The sequence below is a fragment of the Bacillus salitolerans genome (assembly GCF_042680805.1).
Taxonomy (GTDB): Bacteria; Bacillota; Bacilli; order Bacillales; family SA4; genus Bacillus_CJ; species Bacillus_CJ salitolerans.
In genome coordinates this window covers 23,962-41,951 of the sequence record NZ_JBHUEM010000020.1, presented here as the reverse complement: position 1 = coordinate 41,951, position 17,990 = coordinate 23,962, and the positions used below count along the sequence as shown (strand labels likewise).

21 protein-coding genes are annotated in these 17,990 nt (G+C 35.5%); 4 read left to right on the top strand and 17 right to left on the bottom strand.

The features are described 5' to 3' along the window. Positions 1-46: 46 nt before the first annotated feature. The 4 genes from ACFSCX_RS11825 to ACFSCX_RS11810 all read right to left on the bottom strand — a co-directional run bounded on the left by ACFSCX_RS11825 (position 47) and on the right by ACFSCX_RS11810 (position 3,876). Positions 47-1,624 carry a peptide chain release factor 3 gene (locus tag ACFSCX_RS11825; RefSeq protein ID WP_377928444.1) on the bottom strand — a complete coding sequence of 526 codons (1,578 nt, stop codon included), beginning with the start codon at positions 1,622-1,624 and terminating at the stop codon, positions 47-49. Positions 1,625-2,110: 486 nt separating this feature from the next. Then, positions 2,111-2,638 (bottom strand): YfiT family bacillithiol transferase, encoded by a 528-nt coding sequence (locus ACFSCX_RS11820; RefSeq protein ID WP_377928443.1) that lies wholly within the window; start codon positions 2,636-2,638, stop codon positions 2,111-2,113. 110 nt (positions 2,639-2,748) lie between these two features. Beyond that, a complete protein-coding gene (locus tag ACFSCX_RS11815; RefSeq protein ID WP_377928442.1) occupies positions 2,749-2,952 on the bottom strand; it encodes a DUF6501 family protein in 204 nt (67 codons plus the stop codon). 66 nt (positions 2,953-3,018) lie between these two features. After that, positions 3,019-3,876: a LysR family transcriptional regulator gene (locus ACFSCX_RS11810; protein WP_377928441.1), complete on the bottom strand. Its 858-nt coding sequence runs from the start codon at positions 3,874-3,876 to the stop codon at positions 3,019-3,021. Between the two features lie 116 nt (positions 3,877-3,992). On the opposite strand from ACFSCX_RS11810, the gene ACFSCX_RS11805 reads away from it, so the two are divergent. Together ACFSCX_RS11805 and ACFSCX_RS11800 are read left to right on the top strand one after the other, a co-directional pair. Next, complete coding sequence (locus tag ACFSCX_RS11805; protein WP_377928440.1) at positions 3,993-5,180, top strand: MFS transporter; 1,188 nt, start codon at positions 3,993-3,995, stop codon at positions 5,178-5,180. Between the two features lie 2 nt (positions 5,181-5,182). Further along, the gene (locus ACFSCX_RS11800; RefSeq protein ID WP_377928439.1) at positions 5,183-5,761 is read left to right on the top strand and encodes a GNAT family N-acetyltransferase; all 579 of its coding nucleotides are present in this window, start codon (positions 5,183-5,185) and stop codon (positions 5,759-5,761) included. A 33-nt stretch (positions 5,762-5,794) separates the two neighbouring features. Here the strand turns inward: ACFSCX_RS11800 and corA are convergent, their stop codons facing one another. From corA to ACFSCX_RS11755, 9 genes are all read right to left on the bottom strand, one after another. Beyond that, on the bottom strand, positions 5,795-6,748 hold the full coding sequence (gene corA, locus ACFSCX_RS11795) for a magnesium/cobalt transporter CorA (RefSeq protein WP_377928438.1): 954 nt from the start codon (positions 6,746-6,748) through the stop codon (positions 5,795-5,797). 88 nt (positions 6,749-6,836) lie between these two features. Beyond that, positions 6,837-7,505 carry a serine/threonine protein kinase gene (locus ACFSCX_RS11790; protein ID WP_377928437.1) on the bottom strand — a complete coding sequence of 223 codons (669 nt, stop codon included), beginning with the start codon at positions 7,503-7,505 and terminating at the stop codon, positions 6,837-6,839. Positions 7,506-7,843: 338 nt separating this feature from the next. Beyond that, a complete protein-coding gene (locus tag ACFSCX_RS11785) occupies positions 7,844-8,242 on the bottom strand; it encodes a hypothetical protein (RefSeq protein WP_377928436.1) in 399 nt (132 codons plus the stop codon). Between the two features lie 663 nt (positions 8,243-8,905). Continuing rightward, complete coding sequence (locus ACFSCX_RS11780; RefSeq protein WP_377928435.1) at positions 8,906-9,370, bottom strand: hypothetical protein; 465 nt, start codon at positions 9,368-9,370, stop codon at positions 8,906-8,908. Between the two features lie 93 nt (positions 9,371-9,463). Next, entirely contained in the window at positions 9,464-10,369 is a 906-nt protein-coding gene (locus ACFSCX_RS11775) for a hypothetical protein (protein ID WP_377928434.1), read from the bottom strand. Between the two features lie 121 nt (positions 10,370-10,490). Beyond that, entirely contained in the window at positions 10,491-10,604 is a 114-nt protein-coding gene (locus tag ACFSCX_RS11770) for a hypothetical protein (protein ID WP_377928787.1), read from the bottom strand. After that, a complete protein-coding gene (locus ACFSCX_RS11765; protein WP_377928803.1) occupies positions 10,582-10,851 on the bottom strand; it encodes a hypothetical protein in 270 nt (89 codons plus the stop codon). The genes ACFSCX_RS11770 and ACFSCX_RS11765 overlap by 23 nt, the downstream gene beginning before the upstream one ends. 125 nt (positions 10,852-10,976) lie before the next feature. Then, the gene (locus ACFSCX_RS11760; protein ID WP_377928433.1) at positions 10,977-11,447 is read right to left on the bottom strand and encodes an NUDIX hydrolase; all 471 of its coding nucleotides are present in this window, start codon (positions 11,445-11,447) and stop codon (positions 10,977-10,979) included. 333 nt (positions 11,448-11,780) lie between these two features. Beyond that, complete coding sequence (locus ACFSCX_RS11755; protein ID WP_377928432.1) at positions 11,781-12,998, bottom strand: MFS transporter; 1,218 nt, start codon at positions 12,996-12,998, stop codon at positions 11,781-11,783. A gap of 194 nt (positions 12,999-13,192) precedes the next feature. Here ACFSCX_RS11755 and ACFSCX_RS11750 point away from each other — a divergent pair, with 194 nt between their 5' ends. Then, the gene (locus ACFSCX_RS11750) at positions 13,193-14,563 is read left to right on the top strand and encodes an MATE family efflux transporter (protein ID WP_377928431.1); all 1,371 of its coding nucleotides are present in this window, start codon (positions 13,193-13,195) and stop codon (positions 14,561-14,563) included. 239 nt (positions 14,564-14,802) lie between these two features. Here the strand turns inward: ACFSCX_RS11750 and ACFSCX_RS11745 are convergent, their stop codons facing one another. The 3 genes from ACFSCX_RS11745 to ACFSCX_RS11735 form a co-directional block, all read right to left on the bottom strand. Then, positions 14,803-15,636 (bottom strand): deoxyribonuclease IV, encoded by an 834-nt coding sequence (locus tag ACFSCX_RS11745; protein ID WP_377928430.1) that lies wholly within the window; start codon positions 15,634-15,636, stop codon positions 14,803-14,805. Positions 15,637-15,877: 241 nt separating this feature from the next. Beyond that, positions 15,878-16,540 carry a hypothetical protein gene (locus tag ACFSCX_RS11740; protein WP_377928429.1) on the bottom strand — a complete coding sequence of 221 codons (663 nt, stop codon included), beginning with the start codon at positions 16,538-16,540 and terminating at the stop codon, positions 15,878-15,880. A 16-nt stretch (positions 16,541-16,556) separates the two neighbouring features. Beyond that, positions 16,557-17,327, bottom strand: a complete 771-nt coding sequence (locus ACFSCX_RS11735) for a DNA polymerase beta superfamily protein (protein WP_377928428.1) — start codon at positions 17,325-17,327, stop codon at positions 16,557-16,559. 54 nt (positions 17,328-17,381) lie between these two features. Between ACFSCX_RS11735 and ACFSCX_RS11730 the strand changes: the two genes are divergently transcribed. Next, positions 17,382-17,726 carry a cupin domain-containing protein gene (locus ACFSCX_RS11730; RefSeq protein WP_377928427.1) on the top strand — a complete coding sequence of 115 codons (345 nt, stop codon included), beginning with the start codon at positions 17,382-17,384 and terminating at the stop codon, positions 17,724-17,726. On the opposite strand, the gene ACFSCX_RS11725 is transcribed toward ACFSCX_RS11730, so the two are convergent. Continuing rightward, on the bottom strand, positions 17,727-17,975 hold the full coding sequence (locus ACFSCX_RS11725) for a DUF2164 domain-containing protein (protein WP_377928426.1): 249 nt from the start codon (positions 17,973-17,975) through the stop codon (positions 17,727-17,729). It lies immediately after the preceding gene. Between the last annotated feature and the right edge of the window lie 15 nt (positions 17,976-17,990).

The window sequence follows — 17,990 nt, the reverse complement described above, 5'->3', positions numbered from 1 at the left end:
AAACGGTGAAATGGAAAACGGTGAACCACATTGATATTTTTTGTTTCTATACCTCCATCGGATTGTAAAGCTTTACAGAAGGATTTTTCTCTTCAAACCATCTTAATGCAAAGTCATTTTCAAATAGGAACACTTTTTTGTCATAACGGTCCCGTACAAGTAAACTTCTTGAGCTTGATAATGACTCATCTACACTATCATCCTCAACCCATCTCGGTATTTTGGAACCCATTGATTGCATCACTGTATCAACGTTATATTCGCCTCTCATTCGATGCTCAAATACTTCAAATTGTAGTTGTCCAACAGCACCTAAGATGTACTCTTCCGTCATCAAGGAACGATACAGTTGAACAGCACCTTCTTGTACAAGCTGGCTTAATCCTTTTTGGAACTGCTTTTGCTTCATTACGTTTTTAGCTGTTACTTTCATAAACAAATCAGGTGTAAAAGTAGGTAATCGATCATATTGAAATAAATCTTTACCTTCTACTAATGTATCACCAATTTGATAAATGCCTGGATCATACAGACCGATAATATCTCCTGCAACAGCCTCATCCACCGTATGGCGATCATCAGCCATAAACTGAGTAGACTGAGCAAGCTTAACCGGTTTTCCAGTTCTTGCAATATTTACACTCATCCCTCTCTCAAATTGCCCTGAGCAAATTCGGAGGAATGCAATCCGATCGCGGTGAGCTGGATTCATATTGGCTTGTATTTTAAAGATGAATCCAGAGAACGGAGTTGTAGTTGGTTCCATAAATCCTTCATTCGAATGTCTAGGCTGTGGAGACGGGGCAAGCTCTACATACGTGTCTAAAAATGTTTGAACACCAAAATTTGTTAACCCACTACCAAAAAAGACAGGTGTTAACGTTCCATTTTGAATTTTTTCTATAGAAAATTCATTTCCAGCTTCACTTAGTAGTTGAACTTCCTCTATGCAAGTTGAATATAGAGGAGAGCTTGTTATGTTTGCCCCGTCTGGTGCATGTCCGTTTTCATCAAGGGCTAAATAACGGTTTTCTCCAGTCTCTCGCACTTGCTCAATTCGGTTGTAGTACCGATCATAAACACCTAAGAAGTCTTTACCCATACCTATAGGCCAGTTCATAGGATATGATTCAATACCAAGAACTTCTTCTAGTTCCGCTAGTAATTCTAATGGATCCTTACCGATTCGATCCATTTTGTTCATGAAAGTAAAAATGGGAATACCTCGTTTACGACAAACTTGGAACAGTTTAATCGTTTGATCCTCAATCCCCTTTGTTGAATCAATGACCATGACAGCACTATCAACAGCTGTTAATGTACGGTACGTATCTTCACTAAAGTCTTGGTGTCCAGGGGTATCTAAAATGTTGATATGACGATTCTTGTACTGAAACTGCATTACACTTGATGTAACAGAAATACCACGTTGCTTTTCAATTTCCATCCAATCTGAAGTAGCAAATTTTCCAGATTTCTTCCCTTTTACAGTACCTGCATTCCGAATAACTCCTCCGAATAGAAGAAGCTGCTCCGTTAGCGTTGTTTTCCCAGCATCTGGGTGAGAAATAATCGCAAAGGTCTTTCTAGATAAGATTTTGTCTTTCAATGCTTCTGTTTTCATACCGTCCCTCATTTTACTGAATTTTTTAAGCGAGAATTTTTATATTAATGGAAAATAATTCAACTGTCAATTGTCTAACCGTATTATTTTAACATTAAATTGCACACCTTCACAAGGATAAGTCGAGTTATAGAAATTTTTCCAATTATGCAATATAAAAGGATCTAATTAAAAATTCTACTCTTATCAAGAACAAAAGACTCAGGGCGCCCCGTTTAGCCTCAGGCATAGCAAATGTTCCTTGAAGAGAAAAAGGGCGCTCTTTCCCTTTTACTCTTCAAGGGTTATTTGACCAAGGAAAAAGTGATTTTTCTTTTTCCCTCGAGTAGGATGAAATTGCGACGACCTTTGCAATTTCATCTTGGCTGGGCGCTGGAGCCGGATTACTACGCACATCACTCAGTTATCCACAATAGTGAGCATTTATAATTTCCTAAACAATAAAAAAAGCTGAGAATAGGAAACCTCCTCACTCAGCCTCTTCTATTAATTTTCTTTGGTCGCATTCCTTTTAGCAAGCTCAATATGTGCATGGTGATGTCTACTATGCCATGAATACAAAGCTGTAACGGCACCTAGTGTGACCCTACCAATTTCAGGATGATAAAATCCTTTTTGAAAATCCTCCTCAGATAGTGACTCTAGTAAAATTCCCCATCGCTCGTGAAGTCCATCAATTATTTGAAGAGAGGTAGAAACCGAGCCTAGACTGTCCTCTAACTCTGCCCATTTATTCTCCTCGTAGGTCTTAATGGTAGGATAATCCTCTGTTAAGGCTAGTTTGAATCGGATAAAGCTGTTCATATGACTATCAGCTAAATGATGGATGACTTGCCGGATTGTCCATCCCCCTTCGCGATATGGTGTATTTAATGCTTCATCTGTTAAACCTTCGATACTCTGTTTTAGTTTAATAGGTAGTTGTTTAATATCATGAACCCAACCTATTCTTTCGTCGGTCGTAAAGCTAGTTGGGACCGTATATTTTCCAATAGGAAATCTAAGAGAATCCATCTTTCATCAATCTCCTCTCATTCATTTACTGAAGTATATTCGCCAAAGGAAAATCATAATCCTTTATCTTTTTAAATCCAACAAAAAAGATAGGTCACTTTTGACCTATCCTACACTTCTTGAAAATAATCCTTATAAAATCCACCAACCGTACCGGTATTGTCTACAACGAAATAAAATTCTTCTGTTTCATTCTTAACATCGTATTCTTGTCCAACTGTTAACACATTTTCAACCATATACTTTTCAGCATTCGTATGGATACATTTTACTCTTTTAATTGTTTCTTTATCTTTCCATGATAAATGAAGCATAATCAATCCTCCTACAACTTTTACCTAGCTTTTTTCATCATACACAATTTTGTTCCGTAAGAAAAGTTACTTATTTAGATCTGATAATAATGATTGAATGAACTCATGTTTACGTTTCAGATAAATGATATACATTGGTCTTGTAGGAATCGGCTTTGAAAAATTAGTCGGTAATTCCACTAGACCTTCCTCTTTATATCTTTCCAAAACGGAAGTTGGCATGAATCCTATACCCTTACCTTCTAGTAAATATTGAATATGAATAGACATGTGGTCAACTTGTAAGAAGAACGGCTCATCTTTTCCTATTACTTCATTAAACCACTCGCTAAAAGGAGTTCCCCAATCTAAGTGAATAAAAGGATAGTTCCGTAGGACATTATCTCCAACAACCTCTAATTCATCAAAATAAGTTTTGGAACCAACTAGGTGAATATGCTCTTCTCTAAAAAAGTTCACTTGGATTTCTGGATGATGGGGACGTAAGTAAACAACTGCTATATCAATTATTCCATCCATAATTCCTTGGATAACTTCTTGTGAATGGTTTGTAATAAATCTTAATCCAATATTTCGATTATGATCCTGAAAGTCTCTAACAATCGGGTAAAGAACATAGTCCCATATTGTATGAGTACTCCCAACTACAATATATTTATCAAAATAATTGTCGCTATTAATAGCATTCCTACTCTTTTGTATTAACTCTAGTACCTTTTGGGCATATGGCAGAAAAACCTTACCACTAGAAGTTAACTGTACAGTTCGATTATCTCTCTCAAATAGTGATTTACCTATCGAATCCTCCAAAGATTTGATTCTCGTCGTAATAGTTGATTGTGCAACATGTAAGGTTTCGGCGGCCTTCGTGAAGTTCTTAGTTTGTACAACTGCAATAAATGCCCTTAACTGATCAATTTCCATTCACTTATCACCCATTATCATTTTTTTTAATTATTACTATTAAAATAATTCGTTATACAAATCCGAATACCTTTTATAAGATAACACATAACACACAAAAGAAGTGAGATGATGTAATGAATAAAAACTTAATTGTCTTATATGTAAACTCTTTTTTAATGAATGTAAGCTTTTTTTCCTTTATCCCGTTTCTCTCCTATTACATTACAAAGGACTTACTCTATTCATCTATATTGGCAGGAACTGTACTTATGTTGAGACAAATTAGTCAACAAGGATTGAGTCTTATTACAGGTAGTGTCGCTGATAAATCAAGCTATCGGACAATAATTGCTATTGGGATGATTACGAGAGGAGTGGGTTTTCTTCTATTCGGTATTGTAACTTCAAAACTTGGACTCCTTGCTGCTGCCGTATTGTCTGGATTAGGAGGAGCATTCTTTGAACCAGCGAGTAAAGCGGCACTTGTTGCTTACTCTACTTCAGAAGGCAGAAGCATGGCGTTCTCGATTGATAAAGTGGTCAAAAATGTCGGTACAGTAATAGCGGCTTTACTAGCGGGATTACTGATTTCACAAAGTTTTACACTACTAAGCCTTCTTTCAAGTTCATTGTTCTTTCTTGGAGGGATTCTCGCGCTTATAGTTCTTCCTGCTAAAAATAGTACAAGTTCAACGGTGTCCTATGTCCAAGCTTGGAAAACAGTTCTTTCAGATCCACCCTTTGTGTTATTTACACTCTGTATGTCTGGATACTGGTTTCTATTTATGCAAATCTATGTTACTATTCCCTCTCAAGCTATCACTATTTTTCATGATAATAGAGCCATATCTTGGACATTGCTTGTGTTTGCTGTAACAATCGTTTGCCTTCAACTTCCGATTCAGAAGTTTGCGGAAAAGTATTCTCCGTATAATATCATTAAGGTAGGTTATCTATTTCTTGGAGGCTCGCTTTTTGTTGTTGGAATAACAACAAACGCTACCTTGTTTCTAGTTGGAATGTTCTTTTTCTCGGTAGGGGTAATCCTCATCGAACCGACCTCTTTTGAGCTAACAGCTCGGCTTTCAAAACCCGGGTTGACAGCTAGCTATTTTGGATTCTCCATTTTTTCACTTGCATTAGGTGGAGGAATTGGTCAACTAATAGGGGCATCACTATTAGATTATGGAAAAAACATTGGACTTCCAAATCTCCTATGGATAACTTGTGTATTTATTAGCTTAATCTCAATAATAGGGATTGCTAGTTTACAAGGTGAAAAATTACAATTAAAAAGGAATCATATGAAGGGAGCTAGTTAATATTGAATGTAAAACTAAAAGGGAATAAAGTAATTTTGCGTGACATTACGCAAGGTGATGTTGAAAAAATTTATTATTGGAATTATCAAGCAAAAGACCGTGAACACCTAAAATGGAACGGTCCTTATTTTCAACTTCCTAATTATAGCTATGAGGAATTCTATGAAAAAAGCTACCGATCAAAAGTTGAGCTTGTAGGTACAGACGAAGTTAGGAATATCCTAATAATCGAAGTAGATGGAAAGGTAATTGGTACGGTTAATTGGTACTGGGAAAGTAAGGAAACAAACTGGTTGAGTAATGGGATTGTCATATTTGACTCAACCTACTGGTCTGGTGGATATGGTACCGAGGCTTTCCAGCTATGGACAGACTACATCTTTGAAAACATGGATGTTGTGAGAGTGGGTATATCAACATGGTCTGGAAACGACAGGATGATGGCATTGGCCAGAAAAACAGGGATGATTATAGAAGGAAGAATTCGAAAAGCGAGAATTGTGAATGGTGAGTATTTTGACTCCATAAAAATGGGTATGCTGCGTGAAGAATGGGAAAACATTCGAAAACAACGGCAATGAAAGTAAGGAATAGCTTAATAGGCTATTCCTTACTTATTTAAACCATCCCTTCTTTTTGAAAAAGTAAAACATACTTAATCCTATTAATGTCATTAGAGACAAAGTGATAAAATATCCATATCGCCACTTGAGTTCAGGCATGTTCTCAAAATTCATGCCGTAAACTCCGGCTATAAAGGTAAGCGGCATGAAAATAGTTGTAATAACAGTTAGTACTTGCATAATCTTATTTTGTTGGTGAGTGGTTAGTGATAAATAACTATCACGTAGGTCATTTGTCATTTCGCGGTTAGAATCCACCATTTCTGACAGCTTTAGTAAGTGATCATATATATCTGAAAAATATTCCTTACGTTCTCTTACACCTTCTAGATGATGGGAGTTTACCATTCTGTACAGTAAGTCCCTCATTGGATGAATGGTGTGACGAATCGTGATAAGGTTACTTTTTATTTCAAACAATTCTTCTAACTGCTTTCCCATTGCCCAGCCATTTCTATTTTCGTCCAAACTATTTAATTGATCCTCGAGAGAATATAAGATGGGAAAGTAATTATCTACCATTTTGTCGAAGACTTGATAAAACACATAATAATGATCCCATTCCTCTATATTTGTTGAGGAAATAAGCTTATTCCAAACATCGTTTAGCTCTGATAAGTCTTTATAATGAAAAGTAACTAGATAATTCTCACCTAAAAATATACTTACCTCTGCTTTGTCGAATGTCTGTCTATTCAAAGCGTGAGTAATAAAAAACGTTAAATCTCGGTAATAGTCCAATTTCGGTCGTTGAATCGTATGGTTTATACAATCCTCGATAGCTAGTGGGTGAAACATAAAAACATCTGACAGAACCTTCATTTCTGTCTCTGTCGGCTCTGTAATATCTACCCATAACCACTGATATTGTTCAATGTTCGCTGCTTGCAGGGAGATGTTTAGCTCTTTTTTTCCTTCTTTATTTATTGCATATGTTTGAATCATATGAACTCCTAACGTTTTTGCTTTTTTATCTCTTACCATACTTCCAAGTATTGAAGGAATTAAAACCTGAATCTTTCATATTTTACTATTAAAACAGTTTAAGCTTTAAAACATTCTTCATAAAATCATCAAAAGTTGTGTGTTTGTTTCGTCCGTTATACCATTTTCGAATCGTTTCAACTAACCAATAAGGAACCGTTTTCCCATCGATAAGATGATAGTATTCCTGATAAGCTTTTTTCAAATGCTCCCATCTATTGTCATTTCCAGCTTGAACATATTCGGATACATCAATGATTTTTGCTCTCCCACCCTGTAAGAAAATGTTTTTTAAATGAATGTCTCTGGGATTTAAAGATTTTTCTCTGACGTATTTTCTTGCAGCATCCACATCCTCAACCACTTGCCTTGGAATATGGATACCTTGGAGTAGACAATCATATAACGTAATCCCCTCTTCAAAGCTTAAGACGAGATACGTTTCAGTAGTGGCAAAGCATTTCGAGAAATAGGGAGATGTTCCCAGTGTCTTATAGACACTTGCTTCTACTTCTATCTTTGAACATTTATCTTTAGCATAAATTTTGAATGCATAAGATGGCTCATGGATATATTGAAAAACAGCAGCATCTGTACCTATACCGACACACCTCAAATCATTAGAATCCCCCTGTATGGTAACCGGTTCGTTATTCGGATTTGAAGATATTTTGATCCTATTTAAAGAGTTTTCTGCCACTTTCCACCTATCATCCATCGTCCTTCTCCTCTCATCTCCAGTACGTCTCGATTGATTCACTTGTTTCTTCTTATTCTCTTACCTATTAATTTATCATAATTAAGAACAAAAGGCTCAGTGTGCTCCGTTTAGCCTAAGGATGAGCAAATGTTCTGTCATAAAAAAAGGGTGGTTTTCCCGTTTATTCATGACATATTCTTGACCTCGAGTAGGATGAATGGCATAGATCTTCGCCATTTCATCTTGGCTGTGCGCTGGATTTAGCCGTAACATTGCATTAACTATACACCAGAAAACTATACCTTCTTAACTTAAAATAAAAGACAGATTGCATCCAACAGCAATCTGTCCATTCTTTATTTTGCTTTCTTCACCGAAATAGCCTGTGTTCTTTTACTAAGCCTATATTCTTTAATATCCTCTTCGCTAATAAGCCCTAGCTGTATGGCAGCTTCTAATTTCTGTTCATTCGGTTTTTTTACATACTCAATACAATCTCCAAGCTTTAGTGCCTCTAGTTTTTCAACAAGTCTTTCTTCATCAAAAGCATTCGTGATTCTTATTTGTCTTTGCAAAAAGTAATCCCCAATGTTGAATTCACCCTTTTCATTCATTCCGCAAAGTTCATCAAAATACGTATGGAACACCTGTTTTATCTTGTCCATTTCTTCTTTTATCCTTTTAGCCTGTTCATTCAACTCTACATACTTTGCTACATATTCCTCTGAAATCACTTTTACAATCTTACCTGACATACTATCCCCTCCTCGACATACACCTGATTCATTTTATGAATGGAATAGGGGAAAAATGCTGAATATCATTTAATTGTACTTCGACTATATAACATAACTCATTCCATTATTGGTTAAAATGTTGGAATAAAGTACAAAATCGTTGGATTATTTGATTCTGTTCTAATAATTAAAAAAATAGTAGAATACTTCTTTTTTTTCTTTGGATTATCTAACATCACTGCTCGAATCACATTAGCTCAGGAATTCTATTCCACCGTGAGCAGCTGTCCAAAAACATAGTAGCACCTAGGAAAGTATTTTTAATACCACAATGTAATCTGGAACCCGATGACTAGCCATTAAAAAATAGTCATAACCGGATGAAGCACCATCCGGTTATCTCTTAGTGTGGTTTTGTTTTTTCTACCTTTTTGTTTTGATCTTGAGTTAATTCTGAAGAAAATTCTGTAATAGCTTTCGCACTTTGTAGGCCAGACTTTGTCGCTTTGTTTCTTTTCGTCATCAAATACTCCCTCCAAATATTGAACTTCAATGTTAGTATGAGTAAACTATCGAAAAAAAACTCTTCAAATTATATAAAACCTGAACTTCAAGGTTTTTGTCTTTAAATCTCTATTCCCTTTTAATAGATTTTTTATAATTCTACGTTTATTCAACATATCATTCTATTTGTTTTATCAGAGACAGAACATGTTGTTCTACTTGTTCTTTAATTGATTGATCCATACTTTCTAATTTATACTCACCTTTTATATCTTTTGGGATGAGGATAGTCTTTGGAGATTGAAATTCTTTCTCTTTACTGGTCACGTCTTCAGACTTTATTGTGTCATTTTTTTTATATATTGTATGCTTAACCAATGTCTTTATATATTTTCCATTAGTAACATAAAAATCTTCAATTTTTTTAACATCCGTATTTAAATGAGTTTCACTCTTATTAATTGTAGTTATTACGTTAACTTTCTTAAATCCTGTGATTTCAAATGTTCCTTTTTCAGTTTCCTCCAGTGTATCGATAGAAAATACCTCAATTTTAATAATTTCATTACTACAACCACTAACAAGATAGACAAAAAGAATAACTAGTAACAGTTTACAGAAATTAAAACTATTCCTATTCATGTTACACATCCTTGTAAAAGAAGATTTATTTATCAATATAATACAATAAAAGACTCCAGTATGAAGTCTTTGTATTGTAAATTTCTTCAAATATTAAAATCCTGAAACAACTGTACTGTCATAATCTCCCCAAAGAGTATAATCCATATCTTCTTGGGCTTCATGTAGGTAATTTTTAGCTCTTCTACTATATTCAAGTCTAGTTTCATCAGCATATGCTTCAGAAGTCCAAGATATAAATACACCCATTGCACCAGAATATGTTGAAACAATTGCTGCCCATCCAACTGGTCCAGTAGGATATCCAAATACAAAACTAACTAGTCCTGCAACTCCACCAAGCCAGCTTAAAGTTTCAGAAAACTGGTCTGTTTCCATATATCTTCTAACATATTCTTCATATGAAATTATGTTATTCTTAAAACTAGTTACTTGGGTTGCATTTGCCATATCCCCTATGGTATTTCCTGTATACTTAATATATGAATGAGCAGAGTAACCTAGTGCTTGTACAATAAAATCTCCTGTATAAGAATCATAATTATAGTAGTTATCATAAGCTCCCTTACGTTCTATTCTATCATCAGCAGCAGCAGTAAATGACATTGCTTCATTGTATTCTTCTACTTTTTGTTTCATCGTACTAATGTCTTCATAAGTAAAGCCAACTACATCCTGAAGTTCCTTCGCATCTAATTCATTCAACTTAACGGCAATCTTTTCCTTGATTTTGTTTTCTTTTTCTTCAGAAAGTTCATTTTTCTTAGTCTTTAAATCTTCAATTTCAATATGTTGGTTATCTGATAAGAGTGGAGATGTATAAACCTTCTCTCTAACTTTATCTTTTGCTTTTCCCGTTTTTAAATTATTCTTAAATTCTATATCTTTAACTACACTTTTAACAAAATTACCGTTAATATCATAGTAATCTTCAATTCTTTCTTGTTTAGTCCATAATACTTCTTTCTTTTTCTTTGCTCTAAGGATTGATTCAACCACTTTGTAACCTGTTCGATCATAACGTTCTTCGGCATTTAATGCGTCCGAAAATGTCGCAATCTGAAATATTCTACTTTTTCAATGTCAAATTCCTTTTATACACCTCATAGTCTTGTTTTCTCTAGAACGTCAATCCTTTTTGATTAGCACTGAAACAACCTAGTCTACTTTTACTTGCTCCCTTCTGTCTCATTTTCTTTTCAAGTTTGTCATTAACCTTTTGACCTAACCCCATTTTTCGAAAGTCTACATGTAGAGCTAGAAGGCCAATCCAAGGATTTTTCATCATTTGGATTAATCATAGTAAAGTCGAAAAGACCAATGTACCCTTCTCTATACTCAACTAAGAAGCGTTCTTTACACAACCTCTCTTTTTCTCGATGCTCCTTTTTTAATTTCTTGATTGCTACTTCAGGTGAACCTGTTGAAATCAGATTATGCCCTTGATCAGAATGTAAAATTACTTTCTCAATATGGATCATGGTTGGATGACTCTCCATTAATGTAATTAATATTCTTCTCACATTACTATATAATAATTAGATATCATTCTAATTAGATATATGTAAATAGATTATAAAAAAAATAAACCCTTCAAGAAAGGGTTTTAAAACTTTAACTTAGAATAATGGTTACTTAAAAACTCTTTTATCATTCGTTGATGACTTTTAACAAGAGAACATGGGAGCTGATCGGGTTCGAAATATTCAAAGGTGATTGATTCTGACCGGTCAACTTTCAGTAGCCCTGAAACTTTGTTAGAGTAGTACGCGGTTGTTACGACATAAAACTCATCGCCATTTTCCGCTATTATAAAATTCTGTGGTCCCGAATACACATTGATTAATTTCAAATCATTTACTGTTAAATTCGTTTCTTCAAACACCTCACGTTTTGCTGTATCTTCTGTTGATTCACCTAATTCCATTAATCCACCCGGAAGTCCCCACGATCCACTTGGATATTTACGTTGTTGAAGGAGTATTCTTCCTTTACTATCCAGGATTATAACAACTGCTCCGACAAATAGTAATGGTCTACTTCCTACTATAGCTCTAAGCTCTTCAACATAACCCAATTGTAACACTCCTTTATTTATTGGCTCTATTAAACATAGTTGTTGATTTTCGTTATAGGACACTCGCTTACCACAGGACGGTCGGTGAGTCTCCTCGCCGCAACGAAATGATATTTTCACTTCCGTGAAAGATCCCGGGTCTCACCTGACCCGCTGCTCCCTCAGGAGAAGTCCCTGGTCCTTCCACGTCAATCAACAGTGCTAAAAAACCAACTTAATTCTTTAACCTACCCTATTTAGAAAGACTAGGCTAGTCCTATTTATGCGTTAGGAAACTACTACTGCCTACTAGCTGAAAAGGCAGCTATAAACTGAGTAGCTGCCCTTTTACCCTTATACAGATGGTGATTTTTGTTCATTCATTAGGGTTTCCTGTGAAACCTTCGCATGTCTAAGTGCAAAGTAAAATATCAATACTAATGAAATTGTACCAAACACTAGGACCATTAGGTGAAACCCAATTGTATCAAGGAACAAGCCAGTGGCAAGTAATACAACTTGGAACATCACTCGATCTAACATGCTCTTAAACGAAAAGAATCTTCCATGAAATTCTTTTGGAATCCTTGTTTGAAAAATCGTGGCAGTAATTGGGAAGAAAAATCCTAGTGAAAACCCGAACACTCCAAATGAAATCAATGATAAAAGTTTGATATCTGAGAAATATAAGGATAGTTGAGTAATTGCTACAACACTTGTGAATATAAACATCAATCTAATTGGATTGACTTTTTCACTAATCCTCTTAACGAGAAATGCACCTAGCATAAAACAGCAGCCTTCCACTGTATAGATTAAACCCTTTATTGTGGAATCATCTTGAAGTTCGCTTATTTCAATTACCATTAAATTAAATCCACCAAGAAATAACATTGGAATGATCGTTAAAACTAGAGCCATCATTGCAATAGGAAGCCCTTTTAATACTGGTAGAACCTCTTTAAAGCTAGCTGCTTTTTTACCCTTATTAACCATTTCATTTTCTTTTTCATCCTCATCAACCGATAACAGGAAAGTTGACAGAAGTAAAAGCCCATAAGCAACAAATGATGCAATATATAAGGAATATAGACTTATAACGACAAGCATTGCACCCGCTAATGCAGTTCCTATGATTCTAGAAATCGTTGCAACATTCATATGTGCGCCATTCATTTGTAGAAGATCTTTCTCCTTCACGACCATTGGTACTAACGATTGAAGGGCAGGGAAATAAAAGGCCGCTGACAACTGAATCGTCACCATAAAACAAACCATCCACCAAACTGATTCGAATTCAATCGCTAAAAACATAAACAGAACACTAATCATCCTGACAATACCTGCATAAATCATTACCTTTTTCTTACTATATGAGTCTATAATCCTTCCAGCAAGAGGACCAATCATGACACCTGCTAATAATCCAGTAAATAATATGAGGGATTTGGCGAAATCCGAAGGTACATGCTCTTGCATAAATTCAAGATTACCAATGATTCCTGTCCATAACCCAACTCCAGCAATAAACTCACCGATCAACAAAATCCAAACATTTCGCTGTTTCCACATATCGTTGTCTCCGTTTCTCAATATCTATATCTTTTTAAAATATACCACTAAAAGAATTATTTCGCTATCCGAAAAATCATATTTTACATAAAATGTTAACCGGTTGCTGTGAAGTATATTGTGTAAATTCCTGTTAAATTAAAATAGCTATGTTATAATTATGTGCTATTAGACGTAAGAATGAGGGAATAAAAATGTATCAAACTCACCTTCTGAAAGACAAAACCATATTATTTATCAAAATATTAGTACCTATCTTAATCACTCAATTAGGTTTATTTGCCATGAACTTCCTTGATATCATGATGTCAGGAAGAGCAGGTTCCAATGATATAGCAGGAGTTGCAATCGGCTCTAGTCTTTGGGTACCTGTGTTTACGGGGTTAAGTGGGATCCTACTCGCCACGACTCCCATTATTGCTCAATTAATCGGGGCAGATAACAGGAAGGCTATTCCTTTTACCGTTGTTCAGGGAATTTATCTTTCAATTGTAATTGTCATCATCATTCTTATTTCAGGAGCCGCAACTATTAAGCCTTTATTGAATATGATGAATTTAGAAGAACCTGTTCGAGAAATCGCATTTTATTATCTAAAAGCATTAGCTTACGGCATGATCCCTTTATTTGTTTATACTGTACTACGATGTTTTATGGATGCACTAGGAGAAACGAGAGTGACAATGATTGTCACACTGTTATCTCTACCTATCAACGCCTTGTTTAATTACCTGCTCATTTTCGGAAAGTTTGGATTTCCCCGTTTGGGAGGAGTAGGTGCAGGTTATGCTACAGCTATTACTTACTGGTGTATTTTAGCCATTACTGTTTGGATTGCTCATAAAAGGCAACCCTTTTCACAGTTCCATGTATTTAAAACATTTTATAAAATATCATTTACAAAATGGAAAGAACTGCTTTTCATTGGGGTTCCTATTGGACTTGCTATTTTCTTTGAAACTAGTATTTTTTCAGCTGTTACATTGCTGATGAGTCAATATGACACTATTACGATAGCAGCCCATCAAATTGCACTAAATTTTGCGTCTTTCTTATACATGATTCCTCTGAGTATTTCAATGGCATTAACCATTTGTGTAGGGTTTGAGGTTGGAGGAAAACGTACGAATGATGCAAAGCAGTATAGCTACCTTGGAATCGGAACTGCTATTGGTATGGCCATTGTAACAGGTATCATATTATTACTATTTCCAAGTACGATTGCTGCCATTTATAGTACCGATTCACAAGTTATTTCATTAGCCAAACATTTTCTATTTTACGCCATCTTTTTTCAATTATCTGATGCGATTGGGGCTCCAATCCAGGGTGCGCTTCGTGGTTATAAGGATGTAAATGTTACATTAGTATTATCGTTAATATCATTTTGGGTGATCGGCTTACCTTCTGGTTATTTACTAGCACAATTTACATCTCTAGGAGCATTTGGGTATTGGATTGGATTAAGTTTAGGATTAACCGTGGGAGCTTTACTCTTATTCATACGATTACGTTTTATTCAATTACGATTTAAACGAGAGCTTCAAAAAGCAGCCACCAATTAGGTGACTGCTTTCATTTTACTATGTATAGGTTATTGTTGATTTATTAATTACCCAGTTGATTGAAAATGATGGGGCGTAACTCATGCAGGCGCTCAGCGCCGAGTGCAAATATTTAGGAACATCTGCTGAAAGCTGCAACATTCTGTGGCAAACCCAGACAAAAGCACATTCTTTGCTAGTGTGGAAAGTGAGCTCCCTCGCCGGAAATCATCAGTCAGTTTAACAAGTAAGCATTTCTTTTACCGATTAAATAATGTTCTCACTGTTTCGATCTCTTCCCTATGATTCCCGCTTGGCGGATCTGGAGTTTCTAAAACGAAGGGAATCTTACTAAATACGTCTTGATGCAATAAATCATTTAGCTGGCTTACCTTAATTTTTCCAGAAACAATATTATCGTGGCGATCTTTACCCGAACTACTTTCATATTTTGAATTATTTAAATGAACAACTTTAAGGTGATTGAAGTATTCCTGTTCTTTACCACTCTTCACAAGAGCTCCACTATTTTCCCCATTCCATAGACCGCTTGCAAATGCATGGCAAGTATCAAAGCAAAATCCAATTTTTTCAGGAAAATCACATAAATTTCTTATTTGAATATGTTCCTCGATCGTGGTCCCCATTGTCCCTGGTTTTCCTGCCAAGTTCTCAATGAGTAGAAGGGCATCACCATCCCATTCTTTTAGTACCTCATTTAGGATTGTGATCATTAATTGATATCCGGCTAATGGATTTAATGGATCAATTTCACTTCCAAAATGTACGACAACGCCAATAGAACCACAGCTACTCGCAATCTGTAAATCATTTAATAACGATTGAATCGTTGCCCCCTTTTTCTGTTCAGTAGGAGTGAGACTAGTAGAATAAGGGGTATGTGCGACTGATTGAATGTTATGCTCCAAACAATATTGTTTGCATGCTGTTGCATCTTCCTGATCGAACTCTTTTACGGACAAACTTCTTGGATTTTTCGGAAAGTACTGAAAAGCACTTGCTCCGAACGAATGAGCCATTTTCGCTGCACCTAAATAGCCGTCTCTTATACTGACATGACAACCAACATACAAAGTATTACCTCCATGATGTTTATTATTAATTAGTATACCTAATGTCAGTATCTCTTACTCCTACCCCGATATTTTTCGTCTACATTCCATTCAATTCATATCGATATAAAAGAATGAACGTGCGTTCGTGATTGAGGTTAAATATCGTTTCATATGACTGTTTTTAATGTATAGGTTTAGCTAATTCCAAATGAAACCAAGATACAAAAAAGATGAACACCAATATTAGGTTATTCATCTATTAATCGTTCTCTATAGGAGGATACACGACTTGTGATTTCTTTACGATAAGTGACTCTCCTCCTCCACAGCCTAAAGCAAAGAAATCGTCCTGTTCATCAGAAATAAAACATTGCTTTGTCGATTGAGTAGTAGTATTTTCAACCATTTGTATTTCTCCCGAAAAATCCACATTGAAAATAGGAGTTTGCTCCGGTACGATGATTGGGCTTTTTACTAGTGATTTATTTTGGTGAGTATATAGCTCTGTATCCACTTCCTTGATCCAGCCCTTCATGTTCATAGGTGAGTCAAATACAGGCTTTGTAATATGTAACCACGTCTCGCCGTTTACTGAAACAATATCATTGATCGAAACAACGGTATTGGCCGGTACTTGACTGATTCCACTTGCCCCTTCTTGCGGGAAGAGCAATAGAGGCAACTCTTTTGAGACAAACCTTAATTCATGCTCCTTTTCAAGAAATAGCATAGAAACAGGCTCAGTCGTTTGACTTTTATAGTTTTCGAGCATGTTAAGCAATTTTGTGTTTTCAGTTTTAAGTACAGTCATTCTGTTTATAAGCTGTTCATTTTCCATTCTTAATCCATCCATTTTTTTGTACATGTATCCTGAGGAAGTCAGTAGTAAACTTATTACTAGTAGTAAGGTTACTTTTTTCACCTAAATCTCCTCTTTCTCACTGTGACTTCAAAACGAAGCTTCTGAACACCTTGTTTACCTCCCGAGTCATGTTTACCTTCATAGCAGAATGTTCTTGAAGCTTTGATACACTCTCTTCAATAAACCTCAACTCCTCTGTCATCCACTTTTGTAAATGATTAAATTCCAATTGTTGAAGTGAGCTTTCTTCAAGTGTTTTTTTCTTAATATCGATGATGTGATACATGGTGATTTTGACTTCCTGCTCATGAATAGGCTCAATCAGTTCTTTCAGCTGGAGAGGTGGAAATTCGTTCCTTGTTAGAATCCACTTGCATATTAAAATAGGACGGAAAATATTGATTAATTGTTTACTATCGTTTCTTTTCGTCAAGTCCTCGAGATTTTTTTTGGCCATATTGACATAATGATACAACACTGGTTTTATCTGAAAATTAGATTCATTGAGAGACCTTAGCACCTTAGATATTTCATAAGAGTCTTGATATACGACTGGGCTATGCAGCCATTCCAAAAGAGTTGGGTTGTGCTTACGAAATAATTTCAATGTTTTTTTTATATCCCAACCATGACAATCAATCTCTTTGCTTTGAACATCAATGACATCTAGTGGCTCATCTAGTGATAGATAGGTTTCTATAGGGTATATAAAGATAAATCGGACATCATAATCACTATTTCGATGTTCGAGACCCCACGCTCTACTACCTACCTCACATGCATATACTATTTGGATAGAATGCTTTTCTTCTATTCCTCTTAATAGGTTGAGTATTTCTGCTTTCATTTTTTCACCGTAACCCTTACATTAAAGATAACTATCAAGCATAGGAGCGATATTATGATCATAACAAAACAGACAGCAGATCATTACCAATGGGGAGACAAATGTGATGGGTGGTATTTTGCTAAAAACAAGAACCAGACTGTGATTTTGGAAAAAATGCCCCCACACACGCAGGAAAATAGACACTACCATAAACAAGCACATCAATTTTTCTTTATTATTACTGGGACTGCTACGATAGAAATAAGTAATGAGATCTTTACCCTTCATAGTCAGCAAGGTATAGAGATCACACCAGGTTTACCTCATCAAATATTCAATAAAAGCGATGCAGATATTGAATTTCTCGTTATTACACAGCCTCCATCCAAAGGGGACCGTTTTGATTGTGAATCATAACTATCTACGAATAGGTTTTTCTAGCGTATATAATTCTTCTTCAAGTGAAGTCATTCTCTCGAGTAAAATCTTTCTACTATCACGAACGGCTTGATTATATATATGCGGGGCTGCTACTTTTATCAAAAAATCTAACAGCCCCTCTGCAGCAAGGTTCCCTATTTGTTCACCACGTTCTGTTTCAAAATAATACTGTAACTCTTCAACAATACTCTCTTTATCCTCTTTAGGAAGCTTTAATGGCAGCATTTGTTACTATTCCTC

Bases quoted from the DNA above. Each gene is read 5' to 3' on its own strand.
- ACFSCX_RS11825 (WP_377928444.1), bottom strand. From the start codon at position 1,624: ATGAAAACAGAAGCATTGAAAGACAAAATCTTATCTAGAAAGACCTTT.
- ACFSCX_RS11820 (WP_377928443.1), bottom strand. From the start codon at position 2,638: ATGGATTCTCTTAGATTTCCTATTGGAAAATATACGGTCCCAACTAGC.
- ACFSCX_RS11815 (WP_377928442.1), bottom strand. From the start codon at position 2,952: ATGCTTCATTTATCATGGAAAGATAAAGAAACAATTAAAAGAGTAAAA.
- ACFSCX_RS11810 (WP_377928441.1), bottom strand. From the start codon at position 3,876: ATGGAAATTGATCAGTTAAGGGCATTTATTGCAGTTGTACAAACTAAG.
- ACFSCX_RS11805 (WP_377928440.1), top strand. From the start codon at position 3,993: ATGAATAAAAACTTAATTGTCTTATATGTAAACTCTTTTTTAATGAAT.
- corA (WP_377928438.1), bottom strand. From the start codon at position 6,748: ATGATTCAAACATATGCAATAAATAAAGAAGGAAAAAAAGAGCTAAAC.
- ACFSCX_RS11790 (WP_377928437.1), bottom strand. From the start codon at position 7,505: ATGGATGATAGGTGGAAAGTGGCAGAAAACTCTTTAAATAGGATCAAA.
- ACFSCX_RS11785 (WP_377928436.1), bottom strand. From the start codon at position 8,242: ATGTCAGGTAAGATTGTAAAAGTGATTTCAGAGGAATATGTAGCAAAG.
- ACFSCX_RS11780 (WP_377928435.1), bottom strand. From the start codon at position 9,370: ATGAATAGGAATAGTTTTAATTTCTGTAAACTGTTACTAGTTATTCTT.
- ACFSCX_RS11770 (WP_377928787.1), bottom strand. From the start codon at position 10,604: ATGGGGTTAGGTCAAAAGGTTAATGACAAACTTGAAAAGAAAATGAGA.
- ACFSCX_RS11765 (WP_377928803.1), bottom strand. From the start codon at position 10,851: ATGATCCATATTGAGAAAGTAATTTTACATTCTGATCAAGGGCATAAT.
- ACFSCX_RS11755 (WP_377928432.1), bottom strand. From the start codon at position 12,998: ATGTGGAAACAGCGAAATGTTTGGATTTTGTTGATCGGTGAGTTTATT.
- ACFSCX_RS11750 (WP_377928431.1), top strand. From the start codon at position 13,193: ATGTATCAAACTCACCTTCTGAAAGACAAAACCATATTATTTATCAAA.
- ACFSCX_RS11735 (WP_377928428.1), bottom strand. From the start codon at position 17,327: ATGAAAGCAGAAATACTCAACCTATTAAGAGGAATAGAAGAAAAGCAT.
- ACFSCX_RS11730 (WP_377928427.1), top strand. From the start codon at position 17,382: ATGATCATAACAAAACAGACAGCAGATCATTACCAATGGGGAGACAAA.
- ACFSCX_RS11725 (WP_377928426.1), bottom strand. From the start codon at position 17,975: ATGCTGCCATTAAAGCTTCCTAAAGAGGATAAAGAGAGTATTGTTGAA.